Source organism: Dapis purpurea BLCC-M126 (assembly GCF_050015975.1).
In the GTDB taxonomy this organism is placed as follows: Bacteria; Cyanobacteriota; Cyanobacteriia; order Cyanobacteriales; family Microcoleaceae; genus Trichodesmium.
In genome coordinates this window covers 16,728-43,677 of sequence record NZ_JBNHER010000238.1, presented here as the reverse complement: position 1 = coordinate 43,677, position 26,950 = coordinate 16,728, and the positions used below count along the sequence as shown (strand labels likewise).

24 protein-coding genes and 2 tRNA genes are annotated in these 26,950 nt (G+C 34.5%); 12 read left to right on the top strand and 14 right to left on the bottom strand.

Annotation, left to right across the window (positions count from 1 at the left end):
* Positions 1–42 precede the first annotated feature (42 nt).
* The 4 genes from atpD to minC form a co-directional block, all read right to left on the bottom strand.
* Positions 43–1,497 (bottom strand): F0F1 ATP synthase subunit beta, encoded by a 1,455-nt coding sequence (gene atpD / locus ACP6PL_RS21500; protein WP_426547316.1) that lies wholly within the window; start codon positions 1,495–1,497, stop codon positions 43–45.
* 582 nt (positions 1,498–2,079) lie between these two features.
* On the bottom strand, positions 2,080–2,364 hold the full coding sequence (minE, locus tag ACP6PL_RS21495; protein WP_426547315.1) for a cell division topological specificity factor MinE: 285 nt from the start codon (positions 2,362–2,364) through the stop codon (positions 2,080–2,082).
* Between the two features lie 60 nt (positions 2,365–2,424).
* Positions 2,425–3,231 carry a septum site-determining protein MinD gene (gene minD, locus ACP6PL_RS21490; protein WP_426547314.1) on the bottom strand — a complete coding sequence of 269 codons (807 nt, stop codon included), beginning with the start codon at positions 3,229–3,231 and terminating at the stop codon, positions 2,425–2,427.
* A gap of 388 nt (positions 3,232–3,619) precedes the next feature.
* Positions 3,620–4,411: a septum site-determining protein MinC gene (gene minC, locus ACP6PL_RS21485; protein WP_426547313.1), complete on the bottom strand. Its 792-nt coding sequence runs from the start codon at positions 4,409–4,411 to the stop codon at positions 3,620–3,622.
* 190 nt (positions 4,412–4,601) lie between these two features.
* On the opposite strand from minC, the gene ACP6PL_RS21480 reads away from it, so the two are divergent.
* Positions 4,602–5,570, top strand: coding sequence for a GNAT family N-acetyltransferase (locus tag ACP6PL_RS21480; RefSeq protein WP_426547312.1), 969 nt, complete (start codon positions 4,602–4,604; stop codon positions 5,568–5,570).
* A gap of 126 nt (positions 5,571–5,696) precedes the next feature.
* On the opposite strand, the gene ACP6PL_RS21475 is transcribed toward ACP6PL_RS21480, so the two are convergent.
* From ACP6PL_RS21475 to ACP6PL_RS21465, 3 genes are all read right to left on the bottom strand, one after another.
* Complete coding sequence (locus tag ACP6PL_RS21475) at positions 5,697–6,272, bottom strand: hypothetical protein (RefSeq protein WP_426547311.1); 576 nt, start codon at positions 6,270–6,272, stop codon at positions 5,697–5,699.
* Positions 6,273–6,395: 123 nt separating this feature from the next.
* Positions 6,396–7,541 carry an AAA family ATPase gene (locus ACP6PL_RS21470; protein ID WP_426547310.1) on the bottom strand — a complete coding sequence of 382 codons (1,146 nt, stop codon included), beginning with the start codon at positions 7,539–7,541 and terminating at the stop codon, positions 6,396–6,398.
* Positions 7,542–7,709: 168 nt separating this feature from the next.
* On the bottom strand, positions 7,710–8,444 hold the full coding sequence (locus ACP6PL_RS21465; protein WP_426547309.1) for an SDR family NAD(P)-dependent oxidoreductase: 735 nt from the start codon (positions 8,442–8,444) through the stop codon (positions 7,710–7,712).
* Positions 8,445–9,042: 598 nt separating this feature from the next.
* Between ACP6PL_RS21465 and ACP6PL_RS21460 the strand changes: the two genes are divergently transcribed.
* The 8 genes from ACP6PL_RS21460 to ACP6PL_RS21425 all read left to right on the top strand — a co-directional run bounded on the left by ACP6PL_RS21460 (position 9,043) and on the right by ACP6PL_RS21425 (position 14,721).
* The gene (locus ACP6PL_RS21460; protein ID WP_426547308.1) at positions 9,043–9,243 is read left to right on the top strand and encodes a hypothetical protein; all 201 of its coding nucleotides are present in this window, start codon (positions 9,043–9,045) and stop codon (positions 9,241–9,243) included.
* 389 nt (positions 9,244–9,632) lie between these two features.
* Positions 9,633–9,702 (top strand) — tRNA-Leu (locus ACP6PL_RS21455).
* 782 nt (positions 9,703–10,484) lie between these two features.
* Positions 10,485–10,570: transfer RNA gene (locus ACP6PL_RS21450), tRNA-Met, on the top strand.
* A 97-nt stretch (positions 10,571–10,667) separates the two neighbouring features.
* A complete protein-coding gene (rplL, locus tag ACP6PL_RS21445) occupies positions 10,668–11,057 on the top strand; it encodes a 50S ribosomal protein L7/L12 (RefSeq protein ID WP_426547307.1) in 390 nt (129 codons plus the stop codon).
* A 7-nt stretch (positions 11,058–11,064) separates the two neighbouring features.
* Positions 11,065–11,511 carry a hypothetical protein gene (locus tag ACP6PL_RS21440; protein WP_426547306.1) on the top strand — a complete coding sequence of 149 codons (447 nt, stop codon included), beginning with the start codon at positions 11,065–11,067 and terminating at the stop codon, positions 11,509–11,511.
* Positions 11,512–11,910: 399 nt separating this feature from the next.
* Positions 11,911–13,362 (top strand): hypothetical protein, encoded by a 1,452-nt coding sequence (locus ACP6PL_RS21435; RefSeq protein WP_426547305.1) that lies wholly within the window; start codon positions 11,911–11,913, stop codon positions 13,360–13,362.
* A 190-nt stretch (positions 13,363–13,552) separates the two neighbouring features.
* Positions 13,553–14,398 (top strand): hypothetical protein, encoded by an 846-nt coding sequence (locus ACP6PL_RS21430; protein ID WP_426547304.1) that lies wholly within the window; start codon positions 13,553–13,555, stop codon positions 14,396–14,398.
* A gap of 11 nt (positions 14,399–14,409) precedes the next feature.
* On the top strand, positions 14,410–14,721 hold the full coding sequence (locus ACP6PL_RS21425; protein WP_426547303.1) for a hypothetical protein: 312 nt from the start codon (positions 14,410–14,412) through the stop codon (positions 14,719–14,721).
* A 556-nt stretch (positions 14,722–15,277) separates the two neighbouring features.
* On the opposite strand, the gene ACP6PL_RS21420 is transcribed toward ACP6PL_RS21425, so the two are convergent.
* From ACP6PL_RS21420 to ACP6PL_RS21405, 4 genes are all read right to left on the bottom strand, one after another.
* Positions 15,278–15,865 (bottom strand): hypothetical protein, encoded by a 588-nt coding sequence (locus ACP6PL_RS21420; RefSeq protein ID WP_426547302.1) that lies wholly within the window; start codon positions 15,863–15,865, stop codon positions 15,278–15,280.
* Between the two features lie 168 nt (positions 15,866–16,033).
* Positions 16,034–17,761 carry an ABC-F family ATP-binding cassette domain-containing protein gene (locus ACP6PL_RS21415; RefSeq protein ID WP_426547301.1) on the bottom strand — a complete coding sequence of 576 codons (1,728 nt, stop codon included), beginning with the start codon at positions 17,759–17,761 and terminating at the stop codon, positions 16,034–16,036.
* A gap of 1,343 nt (positions 17,762–19,104) precedes the next feature.
* Positions 19,105–19,503 (bottom strand): response regulator, encoded by a 399-nt coding sequence (locus tag ACP6PL_RS21410; RefSeq protein ID WP_426547300.1) that lies wholly within the window; start codon positions 19,501–19,503, stop codon positions 19,105–19,107.
* A 696-nt stretch (positions 19,504–20,199) separates the two neighbouring features.
* Positions 20,200–20,838, bottom strand: coding sequence for a beta-carboxysome protein CcmP (locus ACP6PL_RS21405; protein ID WP_426547299.1), 639 nt, complete (start codon positions 20,836–20,838; stop codon positions 20,200–20,202).
* 202 nt (positions 20,839–21,040) lie between these two features.
* Here ACP6PL_RS21405 and ACP6PL_RS21400 point away from each other — a divergent pair, with 202 nt between their 5' ends.
* On the top strand, positions 21,041–22,006 hold the full coding sequence (locus ACP6PL_RS21400) for a GNAT family N-acetyltransferase (protein ID WP_426547298.1): 966 nt from the start codon (positions 21,041–21,043) through the stop codon (positions 22,004–22,006).
* A 128-nt stretch (positions 22,007–22,134) separates the two neighbouring features.
* Here the strand turns inward: ACP6PL_RS21400 and ACP6PL_RS21395 are convergent, their stop codons facing one another.
* The 3 genes from ACP6PL_RS21395 to ACP6PL_RS21385 form a co-directional block, all read right to left on the bottom strand.
* The gene (locus tag ACP6PL_RS21395; protein ID WP_426547297.1) at positions 22,135–22,329 is read right to left on the bottom strand and encodes a hypothetical protein; all 195 of its coding nucleotides are present in this window, start codon (positions 22,327–22,329) and stop codon (positions 22,135–22,137) included.
* Positions 22,330–22,341: 12 nt separating this feature from the next.
* Positions 22,342–23,433 (bottom strand): TauD/TfdA family dioxygenase, encoded by a 1,092-nt coding sequence (locus tag ACP6PL_RS21390; protein ID WP_426547296.1) that lies wholly within the window; start codon positions 23,431–23,433, stop codon positions 22,342–22,344.
* Between the two features lie 217 nt (positions 23,434–23,650).
* Positions 23,651–25,414, bottom strand: coding sequence for a pentapeptide repeat-containing protein (locus tag ACP6PL_RS21385; RefSeq protein WP_426547295.1), 1,764 nt, complete (start codon positions 25,412–25,414; stop codon positions 23,651–23,653).
* Between the two features lie 520 nt (positions 25,415–25,934).
* On the opposite strand from ACP6PL_RS21385, the gene ACP6PL_RS21380 reads away from it, so the two are divergent.
* Positions 25,935–26,582 carry a DUF3386 domain-containing protein gene (locus tag ACP6PL_RS21380; protein WP_426547294.1) on the top strand — a complete coding sequence of 216 codons (648 nt, stop codon included), beginning with the start codon at positions 25,935–25,937 and terminating at the stop codon, positions 26,580–26,582.
* Positions 26,583–26,677: 95 nt separating this feature from the next.
* The gene (locus ACP6PL_RS21375) at positions 26,678–26,920 is read left to right on the top strand and encodes a NifU family protein (protein WP_426547293.1); all 243 of its coding nucleotides are present in this window, start codon (positions 26,678–26,680) and stop codon (positions 26,918–26,920) included.
* Positions 26,921–26,950: the final 30 nt, after the last annotated feature.

The window sequence follows — 26,950 nt, the reverse complement described above, 5'->3', positions numbered from 1 at the left end:
AATATTTATTTGATATCTGATAACTAACACAGCAAATTATGACTATGCTTCTGCCTTAAGTTTTTCAGCTTTAGCAATTACTTGGTCAATACCACCTACCATGTAGAAAGCTTGCTCTGGTAAGTCATCAAGTTCACCAGATAAAATCATTTTGAAGCCTTTCATGGTATCTTCCAACTTCACATATTGACCAGGAGAACCTGTAAACACTTCTGCTACAAAGAATGGCTGTGATAAGAAGCGCTCAATCTTACGAGCACGAGCTACAACTAGGCGGTCATCTTCTGATAATTCGTCTAAACCAAGAATGGCGATAATATCTTGAAGTTCCTTGTATCTTTGTAGAGTAGATTGTACTGAACGAGCAACATTGTAGTGGTCATCACCAACTACACTTGGCTGCAACATAGTAGATGTAGAATCCAAGGGGTCAACTGCTGGATAGATACCCTTAGAAGCAAGACCCCTTGATAATACTGTAGTAGCATCTAGGTGAGCAAAAGTAGTCGCAGGCGCAGGATCTGTCAAGTCATCCGCAGGTACATACACAGCTTGAATAGAAGTAATTGAACCCTCTTTTGTGGATGTAATTCGTTCTTGCAATTCACCCATCTCTGTACCAAGGGTAGGTTGATATCCCACAGCAGAAGGCATTCTTCCTAAAAGAGCAGATACTTCAGAACCAGCTTGTACAAATCGGAAAATATTGTCAATGAATAGCAGTACGTCTTGCTTACTAACATCCCGGAAATATTCTGCCATTGTCAAAGCTGACAGACCAACACGCATCCTTGCTCCTGGTGGTTCGTTCATCTGACCATAAACCAAGGCAACTTTAGAATCGGTGAGATTGTCTGGGTTAATCACGCCGGACTCAATCATTTCATTATAAAGGTCATTACCTTCACGAGTCCGTTCTCCCACACCTCCAAACACAGATACTCCACCGTGAGCTTTAGCGATGTTGTTAATTAACTCCATGATGATAACGGTTTTACCTACACCCGCACCACCAAATAGACCAATTTTTCCACCACGACGATAGGGAGCCAATAGATCTACAACTTTAATACCTGTTTCAAAAACAGCAGGTTTTGTTTCTAGTTCTACAAGTTTAGGAGCTTCACGGTGAATGGGTGATTTGTCCTCGGTGGTAATTGGACCTAATTCGTCTACTGGTTCACCGACAACATTAAATATTCTACCAAGGGTTGCGGTTCCTACAGGTACACTAATTGCAGCACGGGTATCTACTACTTCCATACCACGTACCAGGCCATCTGTGGCGCTCATAGCCACAGCTCTAACTTGGTTGTCCCCTAGAAGTTGTTGTACTTCACAGGTCACGGACACATCTTGTCCTGCTTCATTTTGACCTGTAATTGTTAAGGCGTTGTAGATTTCTGGAAGATTTCCACTAGGGAATTTGGCATCTACTACTGGACCGATAATTTGAGTAATATATCCTACGTTTGTTTTTTCTGCGGTGCTTACCATTCTACTTACTGTAATTATTGACTTATCCGAAATTGGGAAGATTAATATTTGACACCCTCTCCTATGTTCTACATGGGAGATTCCTACTAAGCAAATGCTTATCGGCGGGTTAACGTTTGATCGAATGCGACACCCACCCCTTTAGTTCCTCTCCTGGGAGGGGATAAGATAGGGTTATGCTTTCATCCACGTCCGTTTTTAGTCTCCGAGTGTCCCCCGGCGACAACTTAAAAACTTTGGTTAGGGGGAATTGACATTTTGAAATTGTGCTTCAAGACATGAGTTTCTCATTGACTTTCCGCTTTTCCCGGACAAATACGGGACATTCAAATTATTAAGAAAAACCTTAGTTGCCCTAAAAGGGCTAGGGTTGAAACCCAATTTTCCGGTCATTTTTTAGATTATCACTGAAGCGTTCATCCAGGATGATATTAATTATTTTGCTCACGAATTTTCTATATGATAGTTGAGCCGTTTAAAGTATCACTTTATATTACTATTGTCAAATATAAACAAAATAATTAAGATAATAGATTATGTCAACAATAATGTTAAAATTATTAATCTTCGTTATGTAATTACTTAACTATCATCAGTCTCTTGCTTGGCCCTAATACGTCTAATAGGTAAATTGGCCACTAAAGCTGTAGCTCTTTGATTATTTTCTAACAAAAATTCTGAATCGCTATCATCTATTTCGACATAACGAGATACTACTTCCATAATTTCTTTTCTCATTGCTTCAATTAATTCTGGATTAAGATCGGCACGGTCATGGGCAATAACCAGTTTGAGACGACGCTTAACTTCTTCACGACTATTAGGAGTATTTCTAGAAAAAAGTTTTTCTATAATTTCATTTAGCATTAGCTTATTTTTAACTCAATAGTTCATTTATTAGGTGGGTTTAGGTAAAATTTTCAAGGATTAAATAACTTTAGATGACAATAGTTTACGCAGCCAAGTAAAAAAGTTTTCCTGTGGGGGGTTTAAGTCTATAAACTCTACTTTTTCTCCATCCAAACGACGAGCAATATTATTAAATTCTGAACCTGCCTGAGAAATATTTTCTGATAAAACTAAAGGTTCTCCTCGGTTAGTAGATACAATTACTTTTTCGTCATCTGGAATAATTCCCATAAGTGGAATAGCAAGTATTTCTTCTACATCTTGTACAGACATCATTTCATCAGCTTGTACCATCTGGGGTCTAATCCGATTAACTATTAGATGGATATTCCTGACATTATTTGCTTCTAGGAGTCCAATTACTCTATCTGCATCACGGACTGCAGATATTTCTGGTGTTGTAATAATTATAGCTTCTTGGGCTGGCGCGATCGCATTCTGGAAACCCTGTTCAATTCCAGCAGGAGAGTCGATCAAAATATATTCATATTTTGGCGTCAACATATTTACTAATTCCTGCATTTGTTGGGGAGTAACTACCTCTTTCATCCGGTTTTGAGCCGCAGGTAGAAGAGATAAACGGGGTTGTCGCTTATCCCTAACTATTGCTTGTTCAAGGCGACATTCTCCTGCTAAAACCTCCACTGCTGTATAGACAATTCTATTTTCCAAACCCAGAAGTAAGTCCAAATTTCTCAAACCGAAATCCGCATCAATTACTGCGACTCGCCTACCTTGTTGAGCTAAAGCCATCCCCAAGTTTGCTGTGCAGGTAGTTTTTCCCACTCCACCTTTACCAGAAGTAATCACAATAATTCTGCTCATAAGCTATCAGACATTAACTAATTGTATATGGTCAATTTTTGTTACGAGACAAAAGGGAATTTTGTCAAGAAAATTTTGTTTTTGCCAAATTAAGTTAATTAGCAAAGACTTCAAAACTGATATATTCTAAACTTTGTATGACTATTTTTCCCGCCTAAATTTTAATTGTTTATCTTGAGGCCATTAATTACCAGAAGTTAAAAATATAATTTTTGGAGGTTTCTCATCTATATCCTAAATAAATTTATCAAAATAATTGGGTCTAAAACTTCGCCTTAAAAAGCGAAATGTTTTTGGAGGGAAGTTTAAATCCCCATTACAAAAATAACTTCCGACTTCCCATCCTGGGATGGGTTAGGGGTGGGTTGACTTCTGAATTCTGACTTCGTTAACGATATATCTTAGCAAAATCTTTAGCTCTGCTAATACGAATCCCTTGGTCTACCACATAAGCTACTTCAGGATAAAATTGGACTGGTGCTTTTTCTGGCCCTCTAGCAACTTGCTCGGCAATCCTAATGAGAGTTGGTTCCATTTGCAAAGTGATAATTACACTTTTAGAATTTCCTCTAGCACCTGCATGGACTACTCCCCGTAAACGACCCCATACAAGAATATCCCCATCTGCAATTACAGAGCCACCTGGATTCAGGTCTCCTACAATTATTATGGTACCTGGATGCCGAATTTCTACTCCAGAACGTACAGTCATTTGTAGATAAAGTGGTTCAGCTAAAGGTTGAACCTTTTCTGTAGGAGTTTTACTTAGGGTAGTCAAGGCAGATTTTTGTTCCACAGAATAGCCTACTGTAGCTGCTGCTACAGCAGTCTGACGGCGTGATGTGCTAACTCTTTCTAATTTTAGTTCTACTTCTAAAAGAGCTTCGGCTATTTCTTGGAGTTGACGAGTATCTAATAGGCGGTCAAATGCAATTAGCTCTACTTCTGTATTTGGTTGCCAAAATCTTTCTCCCGCTTTGAGGCGTTGCTTTAACTGTTGCCAAATTTCTGTCCACGTCATAGCTGTTGGACTTTCTATCTCACCATGATTAGATTCTGGTGGCAATAGTAATAACAACTTTCCTTCCTCTGTTTTGAACCTAACTTGTAAGTTGGTACTTACTTCTTGTGTTGAGGTGGAAGTAGTTGAGACGGAAGCATCAGAAGCATCAGAAGACATAAAGTATGAGATGTTTTTTATCTTTTCCTATAGGCAAACTATCCTATCATATCAGTCATTTAGTTAAGAGTTCTGCTATGGAAGTCAGGAGTCAGGAGTCAGAAGTCAGGAGTCAGGAGATAATTTCAAGGTAGTCTCTACATATAAATAAATTATTGTTTGAAGTGATAACTAAATAAATTGGCTAATTATGAGAATTAAAACAATAATACCTCGTTTTTATAGAGGTGAAATAGATTTAGAGGTGATCGCTAGATTGCTAAACGATAGTGAATCAGCTAATCAATTCCATGAATGGCCATCTCCCGGAGAAATGTTAATGCAATTTGAAAATCCTTCTGTAGATAAGCAGCGGGATATTTGTCTATGGGAAGATGGAAACAGTCAACTTGTAGCTCTTGCGGGACTGATGATTCCCGAAATGGGAGAAGATATAGCAGGTATTTTGTGGTTTCGAGTCGATCCTCAAACTCAAGGTAATAATTTAGAAACTCAAATTCTGGAGTGGGGACAGAAACGAATGGGGGAAGTTGGTAGGGAAAGAAATGTCAAAGTTAGAGTGCTGTCTGGAGGACATAGTAATAATATTGAACGTATAGCTTTATTAGAAAGTTGTGGTTTTAAAATTGGGCGGTATTTTCTGACGATGGAGCGATCGCTTACCGAACCTATTCCAGAAGCTAAATTTCCTGAAGGTTTCACCCTAAAAAATATAGATAATGAAGCAGATGCAGCAGCTTGGGTGGAAATGTTTAATCAAACTTTTATTGACCATTGGAATCATCAAGATATAACTGTTGAAGAGGTTAAGAATAAACTCAAAAATTTTAAATATCAACCAGAGTTAAGTTTAGTTGCTGTTGCATCTGATGGTACTTTTGCTGCTTTTTGTGACTGTCAAATTCACTCAGAAAATAATGAATTAAACGGACGTAAAGATGGTTTAATTTATATGCTCGGTACTCGACGTGGTTTCCGTAAACAGGGTTTGGCGCGTGGTATTTTGCTGTCGGCATTGAAATTGTTGAAAGCAGAGGGGATCGAAACTGCAATGTTGTATGTTGACGCGGATAACCTTTCAGGTGCGACGCGACTTTATGAGTCGGTGGGTTTTGAAAGAGTTAATACTCAGATAGCTTATGTGAAAGAAATTTCGTGAAGTATATTATTCGGTTAAAAAACTTGTTATATTGTGTCCGGTTGAATAGTTTAATTAAAGCTCGTAGTAGGGCTTTAGCCCTATCTATCTTCGGGCTAAAGCCCTACTACAAACAAAAACTTTTTATCACTTATCTAATTGTAATCGTTGCAGTTCATTACAAGCATGATGTAGGGAATCCGGAGCATTTTCATCAAGTCCTTGAGGACAAATATCGGATGCTAATTTTGTTGCTGAAGCTTCAGCTAATGTAATTCTTTCTGTGGTATTTAGAGTTTTATTTTTGTAGTCATCTTGTTCATTACAATCTTGATTACCGTTAATATAAGAAAACCAAGTTTCTATATTTCTGGCAGGCACAAAAATAGCTATTTTTTCATTAGGTAAACGCATATCTTTGTTTCGCTCTCCTTCTTCTTTATTTACAGCCATATTTAGAGAACGAATTCTTTCATCTATAGTTTTATCGTCAGCATCAATCATTACTACTAATGCAATATCTTGAGAATTTTTTCTGCTTCTATAACTTTTTAAAATTTTGGGATAATAGGCTAAAATTGAAGCATTATTATTTTTAACTTTCAAACCTTTAGTATTTGGGTAACAACTAATATCTCTAGATGATAAACCTCGGCAAATTAAATATTTTCTAATAAATCTTTCTTGGTCAATATCTTCACACAAAATTGTTACTTTAGTCATTTTTAGCAAAATTAATTTAGAAGTAATATCAAATCAAAAGATAGAAACCGGGTTTGTATTAAATCCCCCACAATACTCACTTTTACGTTCAACAAACCCGGTTTCTTTAAACATAATTTTTATTCAATCATCATAAATCCATCTAAGTTCTATTAGTTTGGCAATTGATAAACCTTCTTCATCTTCTTCAACAATTTTCTGTACCCGCACAGGTTGGTTCTCTTGTCTTTCAAACCAATAACCTGAATTACTAGCTAAATAGTTAATTAAAGATGGGTGATGAGAAATTAATAATGCTTGTTTTTGATTCGATTGACAATAGTCAAAAAGTTTCATTAGCCAAGGTTGTACTTCTGGTAAAGCTAAGAAATTTTCTGGTTCATCAATACATAAAGTACAATCTGTTTCTGGAGTGCAAAATAGTAAGGTGTATAGGGCGATTAATGTTTTTTGACCTTCTGATAATTCGTTGAGTTTATAAGAAGTTTTAGTAGGAAGGTTGAAAATTGCCGAAAGAATTCTGGCTTCTCCAGATTTTTGATTTTGGAAAGAATTAAAACCTTTGATTATTTTTTGCAATTCTACTGTAAGTTCAAATATTTGATTGAGAAATTCTTGAGATAGATGACTATACCAAGCAGCATAGTTTGACATATTTCTATTAGGATGTTTTTCCTCTTGACGACTTTCTGTAGTCATAGCAAAAGGATTTATTTGAACAATAAAAAAATTGGCAATTAACTTTTTAAAGAAAGTAAGTTTTTGTTGGTCTGGTTTTTCAGGAACAAAACCTACTCCTGAGCGCGAAAAATCAAAATAAGTAAGCATAGATCCTTTGGTGCTAGAGTAATCATTAAATAGTCTTGCATAAGGAATTTCTCCGAAAGTCTCCTGGATATCAAACTCAAATAGAAGTTTTTTATCAAAGGTCAATTTTTCAGAACGCATTTTGGGAAAAGAATTATATGGATATTCAATTTCTAGAACATATAAATATGTGTCTCCGTTTCCTGCAATTTCTAATTCAAATTTCTGAACAGGTGAGTTTTGCCATCTAGTTAAATCTTGCTCATAAAAAATTTCTGAGACTTGATAATATTTTCCGGTAGTTTCAAATTCTCCTAATATAAATTTTTGGAGTTTATGCAAAACTTCAAAAACTGTTGTTTTTCCCGAACCATTTGCTCCTAGTAGTAAATTTATATTTGAGAATTTAATTTCAAAGTTGACCAGACATTTAAAGTTGTTGACGTAAAGTTTTTTTAGCATTGGCAGAATTAAGAATTTGGAAAAAAAGGAGAAAGCACTTTTAGTATCTTGCCATTATGCAATACTAAACAAGATTAAAAAATGCTTTTTTAAAGGTAAAAAAGTTATTTATATCAAACTATTTATCTTAACTTTTAAATTTTGATTTTCGAGCTAATTTTCTACTCTTTAAAAAGACTCTTTAAATGGTCTTAAATCAAGTTCGTGAGTCCATGCACTTGAATGTTGTTGGTGAATAGCCCAATAGGTTTCTGCAATAGCATCAAGTTGTAATAAACCTTCCTTACCTTTTTGGGAAACAAAATTTGGGAAGTTTGTGCGAGACTTTTCCCCATCAATAACACCATCAATAATTATATGAGCAACATGAATACCTTCAGGACCAAATTCTCGCGCCATGCCTTGAGCTAATGCTCTCAAACCTGCTTTTGCTACTCCAAAAGCTGTAAAAGGTGGTTTTCCTCTTAAGGAAGCAGTCGCTCCTGTAAAAAAAAGAGTACCTTGTTGTCGCTTTTTCATGGTAGCGATCGCTTGTTTTCCAAATAAAAACCCACCAAAACAATTTTGTTGCCAAAGGTTGATAAAGGTTTCGCTGTCTGTTTCTAATAAAGGTGCAGGAATATTGTTACCAGCGTTGTAAACAGCAAGAGCAATAGGATAACCTGCTTTTTCCACGACTGCAAATAGTTGTTCGACATCCTGTTCGACTGTTGCATCAGTAACGACAGCAGTTGCGCCTCCACCTTGTTGTGCGATCTTTTCGACAATTAACTGTAGTTTATCTCCGCTACGACTAGCAACAAAAACGTGCAAACCCTGGTTAGCAAAATATTTAGCAAGTGTCGCACCTAAACCTTCTTCTGAACCAACACCCATGACAACTGCTGCAGATTTTTCGCTCATCTTATTTTCCTAAATAAAACTAATAATTTTGGACTACTGTTTAATACTATGTTCTTGAGGTATAGAATCTAGATTTAGATTTTAGATTTTATGGAGGCTTTTTAGCAGAATATCTATATTTCACGAACTGTAATTTCTCTATATTTATTGATATAGTTAACTTTCAATCTCCTCAAAAAAAAATTTTCTACCCCCTTGACACTTTATGTATTATTTATGTAGTATATAAATATGGCATTTAAAGGAGAGGCAAACAACCTCTAGAGAAACAAGCCATATCTGCACCTTGAAAACTAAATAATTAATCAAAATTTTCACAAATATCCATCAGGTATAACTGAAGTTAGAAGTCAGAAGTCAGAAGTTAAATTTTTGCTGTGACTAAATGTTGAGAATTTTTGGAGATGTTTAATAGTAATAGGAACCGCTGTATTAGACAAAATATGAGTTGTCTATGCTGACTTTAAACTTGTGAAATTTGAGTTTTTTTAAAATTCGATAGTGCAATATTATCAGTCTTTTATTAACTAGCAATAAGTATAAAATCAACTAGAAAAATATTCTGTTTTCTTTAGATAAAAAATCGAGAGGTGTTGATATGGTTCATATTAGATTTGAAGGGCGTTCTTATGATGTGACAGAAAATCAACTAGGCATCACAGAAAATATGAAAGAAAATGCTATTAAAGAACGCCTAGCTCAATATTTTGATGTGGGTAAAGAACGCTTTAATTCCTACGTTTTAGATCATCGTCCAAGTGGGGATTTAATTGTTCGTCCCGAAGCAGTTTATGGTTAAATAAAATGTAAGTATTCAGTCATCAGCTATCAGCATAAAAGCTTTATTAATTAAGCCAGAATAAAGTCTTACTACAAAAGTGATTTATTTTAAAACTTGTCCTTAAAAGTAGAGTCTTAATTCTGTTTGCGTAGGATTCCGCAGAAAAAGCTGACAGCTAATAGCTGAATGCTGAAAGCTATAATGTTCCGTACCCTAACTTGTAAAGTGTACATACATTTTGGTCTGCTAAACCAAAGGTTGTAGGTTCGAGTCCTACTATCCCCTCTTTGAATATTTTGTGGGGATATAGCTCAATGGATAGAGCGTTAGTGTCAAACGCTTTATTGACTTGTGCGGAGCATAATAATAGTGGTTAAAAATCACTTCGTGCCCTAACAAAAAAAGCTTACATACTAGCTCATTTGGTAGAGCATTTGTCTCAAGAACAAAGTGTAGCAGGTTCGATTCCTGCGTATGAATCAACAGCTTTTTTGACTTGTACGAAGTGATTTTTAACTATTCTAATAGGAATAAAAAAATTTAAACTTTGACTGATAACTGAAAAGACTTCGCACCCCAACTGATAAAGTATACATACATTTTCTAACGGTCCTAAGGTAGGGATGTTCGGGCGACTGAAATAGCGAAGCTTTCTAAGTCTCTCTGAGATAAAGATTAGCGGGTTCACTGTCAGGTTGAAAACTGATAATAACGGCTGTATTGTATTCATTACTCTTTCAACTTGTGCGAAGTATTTTACTGAAAGTTAATAAATTTTTTTATCTTAAAAATTGTCTAAGATTTTATTGATAATTGTTAACTTTTTGCCTCCGGGGACTTGGTGTAATGGGAGCAAATCGACTTTATGAGTCTGTTTTACGAATGATTAGAGCAAATATTAATGTAAAAAAAATGTCAGTTTATATAATTAAATATAAATTATCAAAAATTTAATTTTCATCTCGCACCCTAACTGGGAAAGCTTACATACTAGCCAAACGGCGCTTGATTTGGTCTCAAGAAAAAGCAGGTGTAATTCCTGTGTGTATACAAATAGCTTTCTTGACTTGTGCGAGATGATTTTAAATAAAGAAAAGGTCATTTAAAAAAAATTATACAGATTTACAGAAAATTACAAAATAGTTAGAGTCGGCAAAAATTATAAGATTTTATATTAGTGTCAATCGCAACACTTATTCACCCTACGAATATTTAATAAAAAATCAAAATATTTACTTTGCGCCCTAACAGAAAAAGCTTACATACTAGCCTAGTGGTTTAAGGCACTTGACTCATAATCAAGCAAATCCAAAAAAGGATTTCGCAGGTTCAAATCCTGCGTATGAAGAAACAGCTTTTTTGACTTGCGTAAAGTATTTATTTTAAGTAATTGGTCGATAAATTTTCAGTATATAAAATTTTTATTATATGAAGAAAGTATCATGTCTATAAAAACTGATGAAATATTGGAAAAATTCAAATCTATTACAATGTTGGAAGCTACAGAATTGGTGAAACAAATAGAAGATTATTTTCAAGTAAGTTCCAAACCTAAGATTGTAATAAAACCTCCTCCTAATTTCGACGACGATCGGAAATATATTCCCGAACCACAAACTATTTTTGATGTTGTCTTAGAGCAATTTCCTGCTAATAAAAAAATATCTTTTATTAAGGAGATACGCAGTTTAAATCTGTTTGAAAGTTTACAGGAAACAAAAAAAATAGTCGATAATTTACCCCAAATTATTAAATCTAATGTCAATATTCAAGAAGCTGAACAGATTAAGCAAAAGTTAGAAGAATTAGGAGCAACAGTTTCTTTGAAATAATTTTAGTATGTCTAATCAAACTATTGATTTCAGCAGTAATGAATTAGAAAATCTTGTCAAAGAATTTAATAATTGTACTTTGCCAAGAAGCAATTGGACTCATGGGGCACATTTGATTGTGGCTCTATGGTATTTGACTAATTACTCAGAATCAGAGGCTATAAATAATATTCGCGATCGCATCAAAAAATATAACGCATCTCTGGGTATTGAAATGACTAAAAATAGTGGTTACCATGAAACAATTACAATGTTTTGGGTAAAAATTGTTCGGCAATATGTAGCTATTAATTCAGCCAATAATTATTTTGTAGAAATGGCAAATAATTTAGTCAACCTTTACGAAAATGCAGCTTTACCTTTTGAATATTACAGTAGAGAATACCTGATGTCTTGGGAAGCTCGCAAAAATTGGGTAAAACCAGATTTAAAACCTTTTGACCAATTTCATTGATAATTTTGAATTATCTTTAAACACTAATATTATGTCTAAATAACTAACCGCTCAAAAAATTTTTGTTTGTAGTAGGGCTTCAGCCCTATCTATCTTCGGGCTGAAGCCCTACTACAAGCTTTTATTTACAGTTCGCGCCCTAAAATAGAGAGGTTACATACAACTTATTGGGGAGCTTATAAGTACAAAAATCTCTGAACTTGCGCGGTGTATTTCATTATAAATATCAATATTAATACTCCGCAAAACTGCCAACGATAATTGTCTATTCAAAGTTTATTTTTTTGTAATTAAATCAGTTAATATCAAGTAGTTATAGGTTATCAAGTATACGATCATTTTTACATTTAACCTTCACTTGAAAATATTAACTGATAACTGAATAAGGAAGTAGTTAAAATGAATAAAACCAATATGAATAAAGATGAACATGACTTGCGTCTAGAAATGCTCAATAGTCTGCTAACTACTCCTCACCGTCAATTAGAAAAAGTAGCAGAAATTCATCAATTAATTGTTGAGTTAGACCCAATTTTTTACGGACATTTAGCAGTTTGGTATCAAAAAAACGGTGATGTGCGAGACCATAAAGAAGTTTTTCTAGGAAACTTGCTAACAAGTAATCTTACAGAACACCGAGATGCAGGTTTTATAATGCTACAAAACTTCCCACCTTATCAGGTGTCACGCATTGTAGACTTTATGAAACAACAGCAAAATAAAATGCCACGTTCCGCACGGACTGCTGTTACTCGTTATTTGCGCAAGCGCGAACAAAATACAGAATTTTTCGACCGCGCAGCTATCCGTAACCGCAAGGCAATGAAGCATTTATATGCTACTTTGCACATTAAACCTAACTCTCGCGCTGATGCTATCTTATTTAAGGAAAGACCTCCAGAAGATAGTCTGGCTTTCATGCTGAAGCAGTTGGCAAAAACAGAAACAGCAGCAGAGCAAGCAGCTTTAATAGTGGAACACAACATTCCCTATACTATTGCTGTAGGAGCAGTAAAAAAATTAACACCTACTGTATTAGTAGCGTTGATTAATTCTATGTCTCCCCAGGAAATTATCAATAACCTGAAATCTCTGACTGCTCGTGGAGCAATGGAACACCCAGAGGTAAAGACATTAATAGATAAGAAATTGACTGAGGCACAAAAGAGCGATCGCGTATCTGCTTATAAAGCTAAAGTTGCTGCCGATGCTTCCCCGGTTGATGCGGAAACTGCTGCCAAGTTGGAGCAGGTGACTAACGAGCAAGTCAAAAAGCGCGGTAAAATTTCTCTCCCAACTGCTTTACTGGTGGATAAGTCTGGTTCCATGGAAAAGGCGATCGAAGTTGGTAAGCGTTTAGCTTCTCTAATTTCGGGTATTACTGAAGCCGAACTATTTGTTTACGCTTTTGATACTATGCCTTACCTTGTGACTGCAGAAGGTACAGAGTTGAGTGACTGGGAACGTGGTTTCCAACATATTCGCGCAGGTGGAGGTACAAGTTGTGGTTGTGCTGTAGAAGCAATGCGACGCAAAAAGCAAGTTGTTGAGCAGTTTATTCTGGTGACAGATGAAGGAGAAAATACTTCACCTTATTTTGCTGATGCTTATACTGCTTATTGTCGTGAGTTGGCGGTGATGCCAAATGTGGTTATCGTGCGTTTGGGTAATTATGCTTCTAACTATGTGGAAAGTCAACTGAAGCAGAAGCAAGTGCCAGTGGAAACTTTTAGTTTCAAAGGTGACTACTACTCTCTGCCTAACTTGGTACCAATGTTGTCTCACCCTTCACGACTGGAGTTGTTGATGGAAATTATGGAGACTTCTTTGCCAGTGCGTAATGATAAGTAATAATGGATAATGGATAATTGATAATTGATAATTAGAGATAGTTTTCATTATCTGTTAATGAAGTAGAAACCGGGTTTATCCAGAAAATTTTGTGATTTGAAAATAATCAGGGCAATAAACCCGGTTTCTTTTTTGCTCAATCTCCCTTACTCCCTCACTCCTCCACTCCCCTTTAGAGTTTGGTGAAACTATGAAAGATATGCAGAAAGCTTATCAAGTAGCTGCTGTTGCTGTAAAGCAAAGATTTGCAGAACAACGTCCTGAAGATTTAGTAATTTTAAATAATATTACCAAAGAGGATATAGCTGTTTACTCAGGTAGTTATGACCACGTTGAAAAAATTTTTAAATGTTTAAAAGTACCAGTAAAAATAAATCCTAATCCACAAAAATTGGATGCCAAAATTATATTTGTGAACTGTTCTAATTCCTATGAAAATCAACTAATTAATTCTCTGAGAGAACAGGTAGAAAATGGTAAATGGTTAGTAACTTCGGACTGGGCATTAGGTAATTTTATTGACCATGCTTTTCCTAATACAATTCGTTGGAATAAACAACATACTGGGGATGAAGTTATTTCTGTAGAGGCAAGTTTAAATAGTTTGTGGTCAGAAGTAGTAGTATTGGGAGCAGATCCGCAATGGTGGTTAGAAGCTAGCAGTCATCCTATTGAAATTCTTAATCCTAAAGTTACTATTGAAGCTGCCAGTCACGATTTATTAGTGCGTCACAAAGCACCAGTAGTAGCAGTTAGTTTTGATTGGAAAAAGGGACACGTTTTTCATGTTATTAGCCATTTTTGGTGCAAACGTAGTCGAGCATTAACTAAACGACATAAAGGAGTTTGTACTGATTTTATGGAAGCAGGAATGCGGTTAACTGATGATGGTATTAAGAGAGTTTTGTCTGAAACTAATATTCAGCCAGATACTCTTAATTTTGCTCAATTACAAAGTGCTGCAACTGCAACTGAGTTAGTAGTGCAGTTGTGTGTTAATACTATTAAAAGTGCTAAACTGCAACCTTATAGTTAAGGAGAATAATTGTGACTAAAAAAGAAAAGTCAAAAAAGCCTAATCTTCTTTATCAAAGATTAACAGAAGCATTAGAAAATGGTAGTAAAGTCCGCATTGAAGCAGAGGAAACTTATTATGGTCTTCCCATTTGTGTAACGGAAGATTTTGTAGAAATTATGGTATTAGTTCCACCAGATGAATTTGATGAAGAAGATGATACTTTTAAACAGGTGACATGGTTGATTCGACTTGATTCTATTTTTGCGATCGCATATCCGACAGAATACTGGTCAAGTGCAAGATTGGAAAGACTACTGGAGATAGGTGTTAATCAGGTTTAATTTGTCTTCGTTAAAATAATACAGAGTCTGTTTGTGTTAACTTTTGTTGAGTCGTAGTTATTTCCCACCAGGAGCTATGTCAAAATTAAGTTGTAGAAATTTTATCTGAAATGAATTGTGAAATCTAGCTTCTATTTAATTAGCAACAGACTCTTATTAGCAGGAACAATCCTGAATGAAGCTTAAGTTACCAAAAAAAATCAATTCTTAATATTTTTTCTCCTCTCGCTATTTAACATATTTTTGACGATATTTCTGTTTTTTATATACGAGTAGATTATATGTTCCTATCTTCAAAATTTTGGTAATTTTTTGATTCAATAACAGTTTAGCTTCACCGATATTTACTTTTAATTCTGAGAGTTAACAATATTTTTTACCTCGTTTTATCATGGTTGATTTTTTTTGTCTTAAAACAAAATATACATCTTGTTTTTGATATTTTTTCAACCAATGAGATAGGAAAATACTGTGGAACTCTCTATTGCTACCGGATTTGATATCAGTCTTCCCACCCCTCCAAAATTCTGCTTTTTTGAGCAAACCCTAATTAATCTTATCTTGCCCCTGCTTGAATTGCAGAATTAGCCATTTTTCCTAGAGTGTCTCCTTCAATTTCAGGACTTTGACCAACACCTTTTAAAGAAATGCGATAAAACACTCCTTTATACTCCCAACCAATAATTGGAGGTGCACAAGATGCAGCACAAGTTAAGGGTCTAAAATACCCTTTAATGTTTTCCACTAAACTTAATTCTCTACTAAATTCATCTTCTAAAGATTTACCTCCCTTTTGAGCACTAAAATAACCAATTGAACAAGCATTACCACTACAATTAGGTTCAAAGGCTAAAGTAATTTCATAACCATTACTTGTACCTTTACCCTCAACATAAATCTTCCTATCTGTACCTGTAATTAATAATTTAGTAGGTAGCAAAATTGGCACTTGAGTTTGCTCTTTTATTTTCGGCAAAATTTCCTGTAATTCTGCTGCGACTGGTGCAGATTTTTGAACCACTAATACATTATTTTCGGCATTAACTGTATGATTAAATGCTTTAAGTATTGGCTGTGAATCACCCCAAAATACTATTAGACTACTTAGTAAAAATGTGTTTTGAAAAAGAGCAATGATAGACATAATTAAAATCCTACCGAAATATTAAACTGAATATTGAAGAAGGTTTTAGGTAATAGGTTTTATCTGAAATTCGGTTATACAATTATCGCATTTGCTACTTCCCATCAATACAGACCTAACTGGGTATACTCTATAAATAATTTCCTGGCTTAACTCCTTCTTGTTTTATTACTTTTGACTTTTAACTTTTGACTTTTTACTTTCTTTTTCCTTCTGTTTTTTCTTGGCAGCTTTTTCAGCTTTTTTGGCAGCTTTTTCCGCAGCCATTTTGGCTAACCTTTCTGCTTCTCTTTCCTCCTCAAGCTTATCTAGATAATAATGATAGTCTCCTAAGTAAGGATAAAATTCACCATCTCGAATTTCCACAATTTTATTAGCAACTTGAGAGATAAAATAACGATCGTGGGAAACAATAATTACAGTTCCATCATAATTTTTTAGTGCTGATTCCAACATTTCCTTTGCTGGAATATCTAGATGATTTGTTGGCTCATCTAATAACATAAAATTTCCTGGTTTAAGAAGCATTTTTGCTAAAGCTAAACGAGCTTTTTCTCCACCACTCAAAGCAGCTACTTTTTTAAATACCGTATCGCCACTAAACAAGAAATTACCAAGTAAAGTTCTTACTTCCTCATTTTTCCAATCAGGAACTTCATCATGGATAGTTTCCATCACGGTTTTTGTTAAGTCTAAAGCTTCCGCTTGGTTTTGCTCAAAATAACTAGGTATAACATTGTATTTACCTAACTCAATTGTGCCTTCTGTGGGTTTTTCCAATCCCATAATCATTCGCAGTAAAGTAGATTTCCCACAACCATTCGGTCCTAAAAAAGCGATTTTATCTCCCCTTTCTATTTCTAAGTTTGCCTCTAAAAATAGAATTTTCTCATCATAGGTATGAACTAAATCTTTAATTATTGCTACATCTCGACCACTACGAGGTGCAGGGGGAAAATGAAAAGTTAAAGTTTTTAATCCTGCGGTAGGAGCCTCTATAACTTCTATTTTTTCTAACTGTTTTTCTCTGCTTTTTGCCTGGGTACTACGAGTAGCACTAGCACGAAACCTTTCTACAAAAGCTTGTTGCTTTTCTATTTCTTTTTGTTGTCGTTCGTAAGTGCTAAGTTGTGCTGCTTGATTTTCTGATTTTTGTTCTAAATAAGCTGAATAGTTCCCCAAATAAGTAGTAGAAACTCCTCTTTCAGTTTCCACAATTTGAGTACAAAGTCGGTCAAGAAATTCCCGGTCATGGGAAACTACAACCATAGGAGTTACTAAATTTTTCAAATAATTTTCTAACCACTCAATTGTTTCTAAATCTAGATGGTTAGTCGGTTCGTCTAAAAGTAATACATCTGGATTTTGCAAAAGAATTTTTCCTAAACTCATCCGCATTTTCCAACCACCACTAAAAGCACTAACTAAGCGATCGCCATCCTCTGTTTCAAATCCCATTTCTGGCAATATTTTTTCAATTTCTGCATCTAATCCATAACCATTTAAAGCTTCAAATTGTCGTTGCAAACGGTCTAGTTTATGAATAAGTTCATCTAATTTTTCTGGAGTAGCAGTTTCCATTTCTCGTTGTACTTCCAGAAGAGATTCGTGAGTTTTATTCGCTTCTGTAAATACTGTCCAAAATTCTTCTCTAACTGTACGGTTAGGATTTACTTCAAATTCTTGAGTCAGATAAGAAATGTGTAAACTTGCAGGGCGAATAACTTCTCCAGAAGTAGGTTCCATTTCCCCAGTAATAATTTTTAATTGAGTTGATTTTCCGGCTCCATTAACACCAACTAAACCAATACGATCGCCTGGTTTAACTTCCCAGTTAACATCTTTGAGAACAACACCTGTCGGATATATTTTACTTATATGTTCTAATCTTAGCATTTATAATTTATCTCCTAGGTAGGTTAACAGAAAGTTAAGTTTTTTTGGCCAAGTTCTTAATATTGGCTATCAAGTATTGTATATCTTAACAAATTTTAATTAGATTTTCTATCTCAATATTTTGATATTTTTTGGAGTCGGTAATTGTTAAAATTTATCATCAACATATTAAGACAATTATTTATCCTGTTGAAAAGAGGCTATACCAAATTTCAAAAGTTTTGGAAAATATCTTTAAACAAAATATTGTTATACCAATTCAATAAATTTTTGCTATGAATACTTAGATTATTGCTTAGGAGTCAGGTAAGCTGTTGTGCGTTTAAACGACTTATTGTTCTGTACCTTGTTTAAGGGAAAATCTTTATTCATTCTAACTTCTGACTTCTAACTTGCTAATACACATTTTAAATGTGTATTAGCTTAGTTGATCTATCGGATTAGCTAAGTATACTATGGCAGAGTTATAACAAATAGCTTAAATATCATTTCTTAGATTTAATATGCCTTTTTACTCAGAGAAAAATAGTGGCGTCAAGTATTTTAATTCCCTTTATTAAGTAGGTAGGTCTAATTAAACTTTAAAAAATTGTAGGGGGAGGGTTATGAGAAAGCCTTGATATTTTCCATCGAGTCCATTAAACCTTTCCTACACTTGTTATGCTTATTTATGCTCACCTACTTATTTTTAAGTATGTTATAGCAATTTCATAAAATATTGCTACAGTATGCTTGTTTTGAGGAGTCAGGAGTCAGGAGTCATAATTCAGGAGGTAATAATTTTAGTATTTATTTTTACTGAGACTCAAAAATAGAATTTTTTGACTTAAAATAGTCTGATAACCATAATAAATAGTTTTTTAATAAGGTCTCATTTTATTTTTACTCCCGAACTTTGGAGCAAATTTACTAACAGTTTTGGTTAGATATTTAGTGTAACTATCTTATTTAAATTTGGCATTAAAAAAAAATTCTGCTAGGCTTATAATCTTGATTTTCCCAAGTTATAAAGTGATAAACGATAGCAAATTTTTTGATAATTGGTATTAAATATCCATAGCGAATGTGTCTTATTCATTCACATAAAAAAAGCTATTTGTCCAGAATTAAAAACAGAAACGCTGACTCCTAATAGCTGAATACTTACAATTAGTGAGATATATAAGTTTTAAATTCTAGCTAATACGGATAAGGTAACAGATAAGAAATAAGACAAAAAAATACTATATCTCATTAACATCATAACCACTATAGCAGAGTAAAAATTAACCCACGAAAATCAATAACTTTTAGTCATTATATTCCTTATATATATTTAAAAGTTTCAGTTATTTTCTTCTGACTTATAAACCTTTCTTAGTTTTATATAATTCTATAGATTCTTGAAGCACATCCTTGAGTTCTTGAGGAGAACAAGGTTTAGTTACACATTTAAAAATATCAGCCTGTTGTATCTCATCAACTTCAGAATTTATTTGTTCTTCTGCATAACCACTTAACAAAATCCGAACAGTATCAGGAAAGCTATCTTTTGTTTTTCTGAGAAGTTGAATACCCGTCATATCTGGCATACTTTGGTCAGAAATAATTACAGCCATTTCCCCTTCAGCTTCGAGAATTTCCATAGCTAAACTAGCATTTTCTGCCCTAAACACTTTAAATTGACGTCTAAAAGTTCGATAGAGTAAATCTAAATTATTAGGTTCATCATCAACAACCATTAACTTAAGTTTTTCCGACATTGTTAAATTTTTAGCAATTTCTATCTAAGGAACAATTTTGAACAAAATTAGGGTTATACAAATTTTAGTATCTGTACCCAATTATCATACTAGCTAATACAGCCAATATTTGCTTACACAAAATGACTTTATAAATTTTATATAAGATTACAATTTTTCCAGAAATAAATACAGCACTTTTCAGGATAGTGAGGTACATTTTCTACTTTTGTATCAAGCTTAAAGAGTGGAATATATTTTTGACTAAAAGCTTTGAAAAATCATCATCGTACCATTTTCCTAAAGTAAAATTTAAGCCTTAACACGGCACTACCAATTTTCTATGAAGATGCACTTAATATAACTTGATATATGCAAGCCCCAGAAAAAAATTGGGAATAATTATTAATTGCATTGTTACAGAGAAATAGTATTAAAATTAATTTCTACCCTTTTCCCTGCTCCTTCTTCCCTACTACCCCATAATTTTGTACCCGATCAAGTTGCAAACTACTATATGTAGATTTAACCAAACATTGCTCAACTAAGATAAATTGTATGTCTAAAAAATGGCATTGCTGAAAGGCAGGATGAATATAAGTGGCATCCTGGCTATCCGAAAATATCAGGAATGGTCAAGATGCCCATTTCCCAAAACTATTAAAATTATCCCTCATTTATGTAACCCCAGAAAATTAATACTCAAAATTCTGTAATTTATTCTTGACGTTGGTCAGAATTTTCTCGACCCGAAACATTTTTCATGGCCTCTAAAGCTGCTCGAGAACCAGCCAAAATATCCCGTTCTTCTCCTCCCAAATAAAGCCGTCCAAAACTACCGACAGCTTGAATTTGTAAGATATTAATTAAAGCAGCTTTTTCTGCTTCATTGGCCGCTAAAGCAGCATAAGCAGCAGGTTGGACCTCCAAAACATAGAGAGTTTGGCCACCCAGAATCATCTGGCCACGACGATTACGATTAATTAACTGTGCTTGGTGGGAGTCAATATTACGAATAACCTGACTAGAGACAATACGAGGTTTCAGGCGATCGCGTTCCTGCACTTCCAAAGCTTGCAAAATTGCTTTACCAGCAGCTTTTGTATCTCCCTGACGACTGGAATGAATTTCGAGCAAACCATAAAGTCGTTCCACAAATTGTACCCCAGGCCGAACAGAATTAGATTTGAGGGCCACATCCGTAATCCGATTAATTTCAATACCTGGAGAAATTTCTACCCATAGGGAAGTATCACCTGGTAATGGTAAAAAGCCAAGGGCTACTGTACCAATGTAGGCAGCGTGCTGAGGTTGCAAGTTGTCTATAAATACATAACTACGCAGTTCTATACCCAAGGCTTAAATCTCCATGTACGGGGATGAAATTACATCTTTAATCGTAATTATTATATGTTAACTGTTTCTCTTAAGTCAAAATTTAAACATCATAATTCTATTTTGAGTAATAAATCTAGTTCCTTATTTTCTCATGATTAAGTTTTGATAAATACTAAAAATTTAAAGTATTTTCTCCAACCAATCATCAAAAAAAAATTTAATGAATCAAATTAATATTCGCTTACTTAAAGAACAAGAATTATCTGAAGCCGATCAAATATTTCGATTAGCTTTTGGTACATTTTTAGGTTTGCCAGACCCAATGACATTCTATGGTGATACTAACTATATGCAGCGTTGGTATGCTTATCCAAATGCAGCTTTAGCAGCAGAAATAGATGGTCAATTAGTAGGTTCTAATTTTCTTTCTAAATGGGGTAGTTTTGGTGGTTTTGGTCCTTTATCAGTACATCCAAATTTTTGGAATCAAGGAGTAGGTCAGAAACTGATGTCAGCGACAATGGAATGCTTCAGAAATTGGCAAACCCAACAGATTTGTTTCTTTACATTTTCCCGCAGTCCTCAACATTTATATTTTTATCAAAAATTTGGTTTTATGCCCCGTTTTTTAACTGCTATTTGTACTAAATCTGTTTCTCAAAAACAGCAACAATTACAAAGCATTAGGTATTCACAAATTTCCGCAAAACAACAAAAAGAATATTTACAAGCCAGTCAAGAATTAACTAATAATATTTATTCCGGATTGGATTTACAGTCAGAAATTTTAGTAGTAGCAAATCAGAGATTAGGAGATACTCTATTTCTCTGGGAAAATGGGAATTTAGAAGGATTTGCTATTTGTCATTATGGTGCAGATACCGAAGCAGGAAGTAATAATTGTTATATTAAATTTGGTGCAGTTAATTCAGGGAAAAAACGGAGCGATATAACTCAGTTCTGCTCAAGCGAAAGCTTTGGAAAATTATTGAATGAATGTGAAATTTTTAGCAATATTATTGGAATGTCTAAACTAATAGCTGGAGTCAACACAAGTCGTCAACAAGCCTACCTTCAAATATTAAATAGGGGGTTTAAAATTGATATTTTAGGAGTAGCAATGCACAATCCTAATGAAGCAGCTTATAACAATTATGATATTTATGTTATTGATGATTATCGGTAGAGAAATTGTCACCATTCAGTTTAAGCTATCAGCTAATTACGTTTGTCAAAGGTATTATATAAAATCCGGTTATACAATAATCACCCTCATTACTTCCTCAACTTACAGATGTTCTATTGAATACGAATTTAAAAATTCAAGAGTTTAAATCCAATATTTCTCCTGACTCCTGAGTCCTGAATTCTGACTCCTAGAGCAATACGATAACTAATAACAGATTGAGCAAAAATCATTTGACTACAAATCCCTGAAAATTCCCTATTTGTCATCCCATAACCTTCATACCCTAATTGAATACTTAGGAAAAATTTAACATTATTCATTTAATATGTATCTTAAGCAAAAGCTGTATAAACTTTTCTTTCTCCAGTAAAAGGAAGCCTACCATGGCCTATACGATAATTATCTAAAATTATTATATCTCCCTCTTGCCAGGAAAATAATTCTGTATTTTGCCAATAACTCTTGACAATATGATAAACATCCCAAAAAGATAAATCAGAACCATCCTCAAATGCTACATCCAAAACTCTATATTTGCGATTATTTGGAATCAATTTTTCGAGACAAATTTGCCCAAATGTGATTAAAAATAAGATAAAAAATACTAACCAATTCCTGAATTTTCTTTGATACTTAGCAACAAACCAGGCATTAATACAAACACCCCAGATATGAAACCTAGGGATCCATCCAGTCCAGATAGTTTCGGAGGTAATAGGATGAGAACTAATTGCTGGCATCGAACAAGAAACAATTAAGTTATCATTAGTAAGCCATTCAGTCTGTCGTCCTGTATCCAAGCATTTTGTTTCGACTAAACCCTTATCCTGAGTATTAAATACAGCTTTCCAAGACTTAACATCACGAAACCAAGGCCACTGCCATAATCGCACATCAAATAATTTTTTCTGTGTACTTACCCAATAAAATTTTGTGACTAAATGGGTGTGAGAAAACTTATGCTGTAAATGTTTAGGTAAATCTAATACAACTGATTTCATATCAATAACTGGAGTTTCGCCTCCACTTGTAGCAACTTGAGGCGAAAAAAATAATATATAAGCAGGTTTGTCTGATGGAGAGTAAGATAATTCTGTATGACCAGCAATTGATAGATAACTTGGCACACCAGAAGCAGTCCAGACATACTCAGCAACTTTATGACGAGGTGCCCCACCAGGATATTGATTTTGCAGATTAGGAAAAATACTAAATCCAACCTGTTGAAACTGCTCGGGAGTCTTCACTTCATATCCTCTAATAACCACAGCACCATGATTCCTCAGAATAGACTTGAGTTCGTGCTGATGATTTTTGAGATAATCAAGTAGGGAATTAAAATCAGTGCAGTTTTGTTTAGCAGTTACCAGAGGAAAACTTTGATTTGATTGTCTATATGGTTTATCGTCTTTATTCAGTTTCATTGTTGTCACCTCCAAAATATTGCTATCAAGGAAATTTTAGCCTCACTAGGGATTTTGTGACCATGAAATAAGTTATTAAGCCTCTTCTTGCAAGGGGATAAAAAAGAAAATTCCGCTTACCAGTACCTCTAACTTAAGCCAGAGGTACTATTAATGAAGTTCGGATCTAGGAGGCTAACTGATAACTGAAATGACCAAACCCCTAATATCTCACCATCTACTCATTAAAACTACCATCAGGCATAATTGCACCTTCTAAATTAGCACCTTCCAAATTTACTTTTTCCAGGTTTGCACCTAGTAAATTAGCATTCTTCAGGTTAGCTCCCTTCAAGTTAGCTCCCTCAAGATCAGCACCCATTAACTTAACCCCTGCTAAATTTGCTCCTACTAAATCTACTCTCCTGAGACTAGCATCTATTAAAGTCGCACCTCTGAGATCTAAACCTCGGAGACTAGCACGATGCATCTTTACACCATTTAAATTAGCTCCTCTTAAATTAGCTCCCTTTAAATTAGCTCTAGTGAGATTAGCATCATCAAGATTAGCACCATGGAGATTAGCAGCACGCAAATTTGCATTGGTCAAATTTGCACCAGATAAATTTGCTTGTTTTAGGTTCGCATTTTCTAAAACTGCTCGACGTAAACTTGCTCCACCAAGAGAAGCTCTTTCCAATGTGGCATTTTGGAAATCAGAATGGGTTAAATTTGCACCTTCTAAACTAGCACGAGATAAATTTGCTTTCTCAAGTTTAGCCTTGATAAAATTTGCTCCTTGCAATTGCGCTTCCTTGAGGTTCGCATTTTGTAATCTTGCTCCTCTAAATTCAACACCCCTCAAATTAGCTTTCCGTAAATCTGCGTCCCGTAAATAAGCATCTTCGAGTTTGAGAGCTGCCAAATTTACACCACGGAGGTTACAAGCGAAACATTCTGAAGTTGCTCGCAATTGAGCAATTGCACTGTTATCAGAAAATCTGGTGATCGTCCTTTCCCGTTGATGTCTTGGTGCTCTGTGAGAATTCGGTTGATATCGTTGCTGTCGGAAAACTGTTAAACTTGTCGCCAAGACAGCAAGAGCAGCAATACTCGCTACTCCCACCATAGCAGATGCTTTTACAGGTTGCATTGCCATCGCCACATTCTTAAAATTAGCAGCATCACCAAAAACCGGAATAGGTTTGAGTGCAGCTAAAGCTGCTGCTGCATTGTCAAAACGATCTTTGTCGTTAGGAGATACCATTTTTTCTAGCCACATAGTGAATAAAGTACTCAGTTGTGGCATTAATTTTTTCAGGTTAAAGCGATAGTTGCGGTCAATTAATTTTTTAACATCTGTAGTGGGAGTACCTGTCAACAAGCAGATTAGAGTTACACCCAAACTATATAAATCAGAATTAATAGTGACTGTGCTATTTAATTCTTGTTCTGGTGGCATAAACCCTGGCGTACCACTGAAACCCTCACTTAAATTCTCTTCTATTCCCATACGCGCACAACCAAAATTAATTAAATATGCGGTAGGAAATCTATCACCGTTGGCATCGGAAGTAACTAATATATTTTCTGGTTTAATATTGCCATGAATAATTGGCGGTGTATGCTTTTGTAAATAAACTAAAATTTCTAAAATTGAAATAGCGATTTGCTTAATTTGTTCTGGGGTAAAACTTCTCCTTTCTGCTAAAGATTTTCCTTCTTGATATTCTGTAATCAAACAAAATCCTTCAGGAGTTTCTAAGGCATCAATATAGTTGGGAATGCGAGGATGTTGTAGTTGTTTGAGAATTTCTACTTCCCGTTCATAAGCTTCAAATCCTGCCCAATTAGCATCACCATCTGCAAAACGAAATTCTTTGATGACAACTTCTTGGTCTTGTTTAAGAGCTAGTCCCTGATATGTAACTTCTCCCTGCTGTTGGTGACGTTCAATTTGTCTGATAATTTCATAGCCATGGTTAGAAAGGTCTTGTTTCATATTAATAGTACCACCTTGTTTTTTCTGCTTGTCAATAGGGGGCTAATGGAAAAAATATGTTTTTATAATTATATCATCTTTTTTATTTAGTAGCAATTACAAATTACCGCCTTTTTTAATTTCAGTAATTGTTAATAATTATAAAAAGATTTTTTGTGAATAAATAAAAAAAATATATCTCAAGTTATTCAGATTTTTATAATAAATTAAATCCTGTAATTTTTAGAATTAAAGTAAAACAAAAAAAATAGATTATAAATAAGTAGAATTTTTTTGTGTTAAATATTTTATATCTCTAGGAATTATCGATAATATGTAAAGAATTAAATAATAGCTAAAATCAACTGAAAAATATGGAAATTATAACTTGGTAAATCCTGACTCGAAAACTATCAATCTGCGCCAAAATATTATTACTGTAACAGAATTGTTATACTTTTCATTTCCAATAGTATTAAATGCCCAAATTAATATTTTATGGTAAAATAATAGAAGAAAATTTCTAGAAAACGAGGTTTCTATGACTGAGCAAAATGCTCGTGATTTATTTAAAGCTGCCTACGAAAATCGCTACACTTGGGATTCTAATTTTCCTGGTTGTAGTGCTAATATCGAACTGAAACAAGGGTCAGAAGTCTACAATGGCCAAATTTGCATCAAACCAGACTTAACCGTAGAAGTAACAGGTATCCCAGACGAAGAAGTACAACAAAGTGTTTATACCCAATTACGGGACGTAGTGACTCACCGCAAACGTTCATCATTTGAAGCATCCCACGGTAAAAATAGCTTCAGTCTAGGAAATAGCGATGACACAGGTGCAGTTGAAATTCTCGTTGAAGGGGATGCCATGGGATCAAATTACAAAGTTAGAGGCAAAGAAATTTGTCTAGTTAGTCGAGTAATGGGTAGGATGGCCTTTGTGATTAACACTCATAAAAGCTTGGAGACACCAGAAGGTTGTATTGCTACTGACTATAACGCAATTTTCCGTAACCCTCAAACTAATGAAGTAATTAGAGAACTAGAATTTGAGGACTCTTATGAAAAATTTGGCAACTACTACATAATGACTAGCCAAGTTGTTAATTCGACAGAAAAGGGTCAAAAAACAACTACTGAATTTAACTATTCTAATATAAAACTATTAGAAGCAGCAGTTGTATAAAAATCATAAATTTTAGTTTATTCCCCTGTTCAGTCAGTTAGGATAAACCATAGTTCTACTATCCGTAATATATTCAAAAAAACAAGGAGAAAAAAATGACTCAAGGACTAGCACTTACTAAGGAAAATGTTGAAACTGTATTAGATGAATTACGACCCTATCTTCAAGCAGATGGTGGTAACGTGCAATTAGTAGAGATTGATGGTCCAATAGTTAATCTCAGATTACAGGGAGCTTGTAGTTCTTGTCCCAGTTCTACCATGACTCTCAAAATGGGTATTGAGCGCAAACTCAGGGAAGAAATTCCTGAAATTGCTGAAGTTAATTCTGTGATGTAAGCATATTTTTTTCCACTCACATTACTTTTA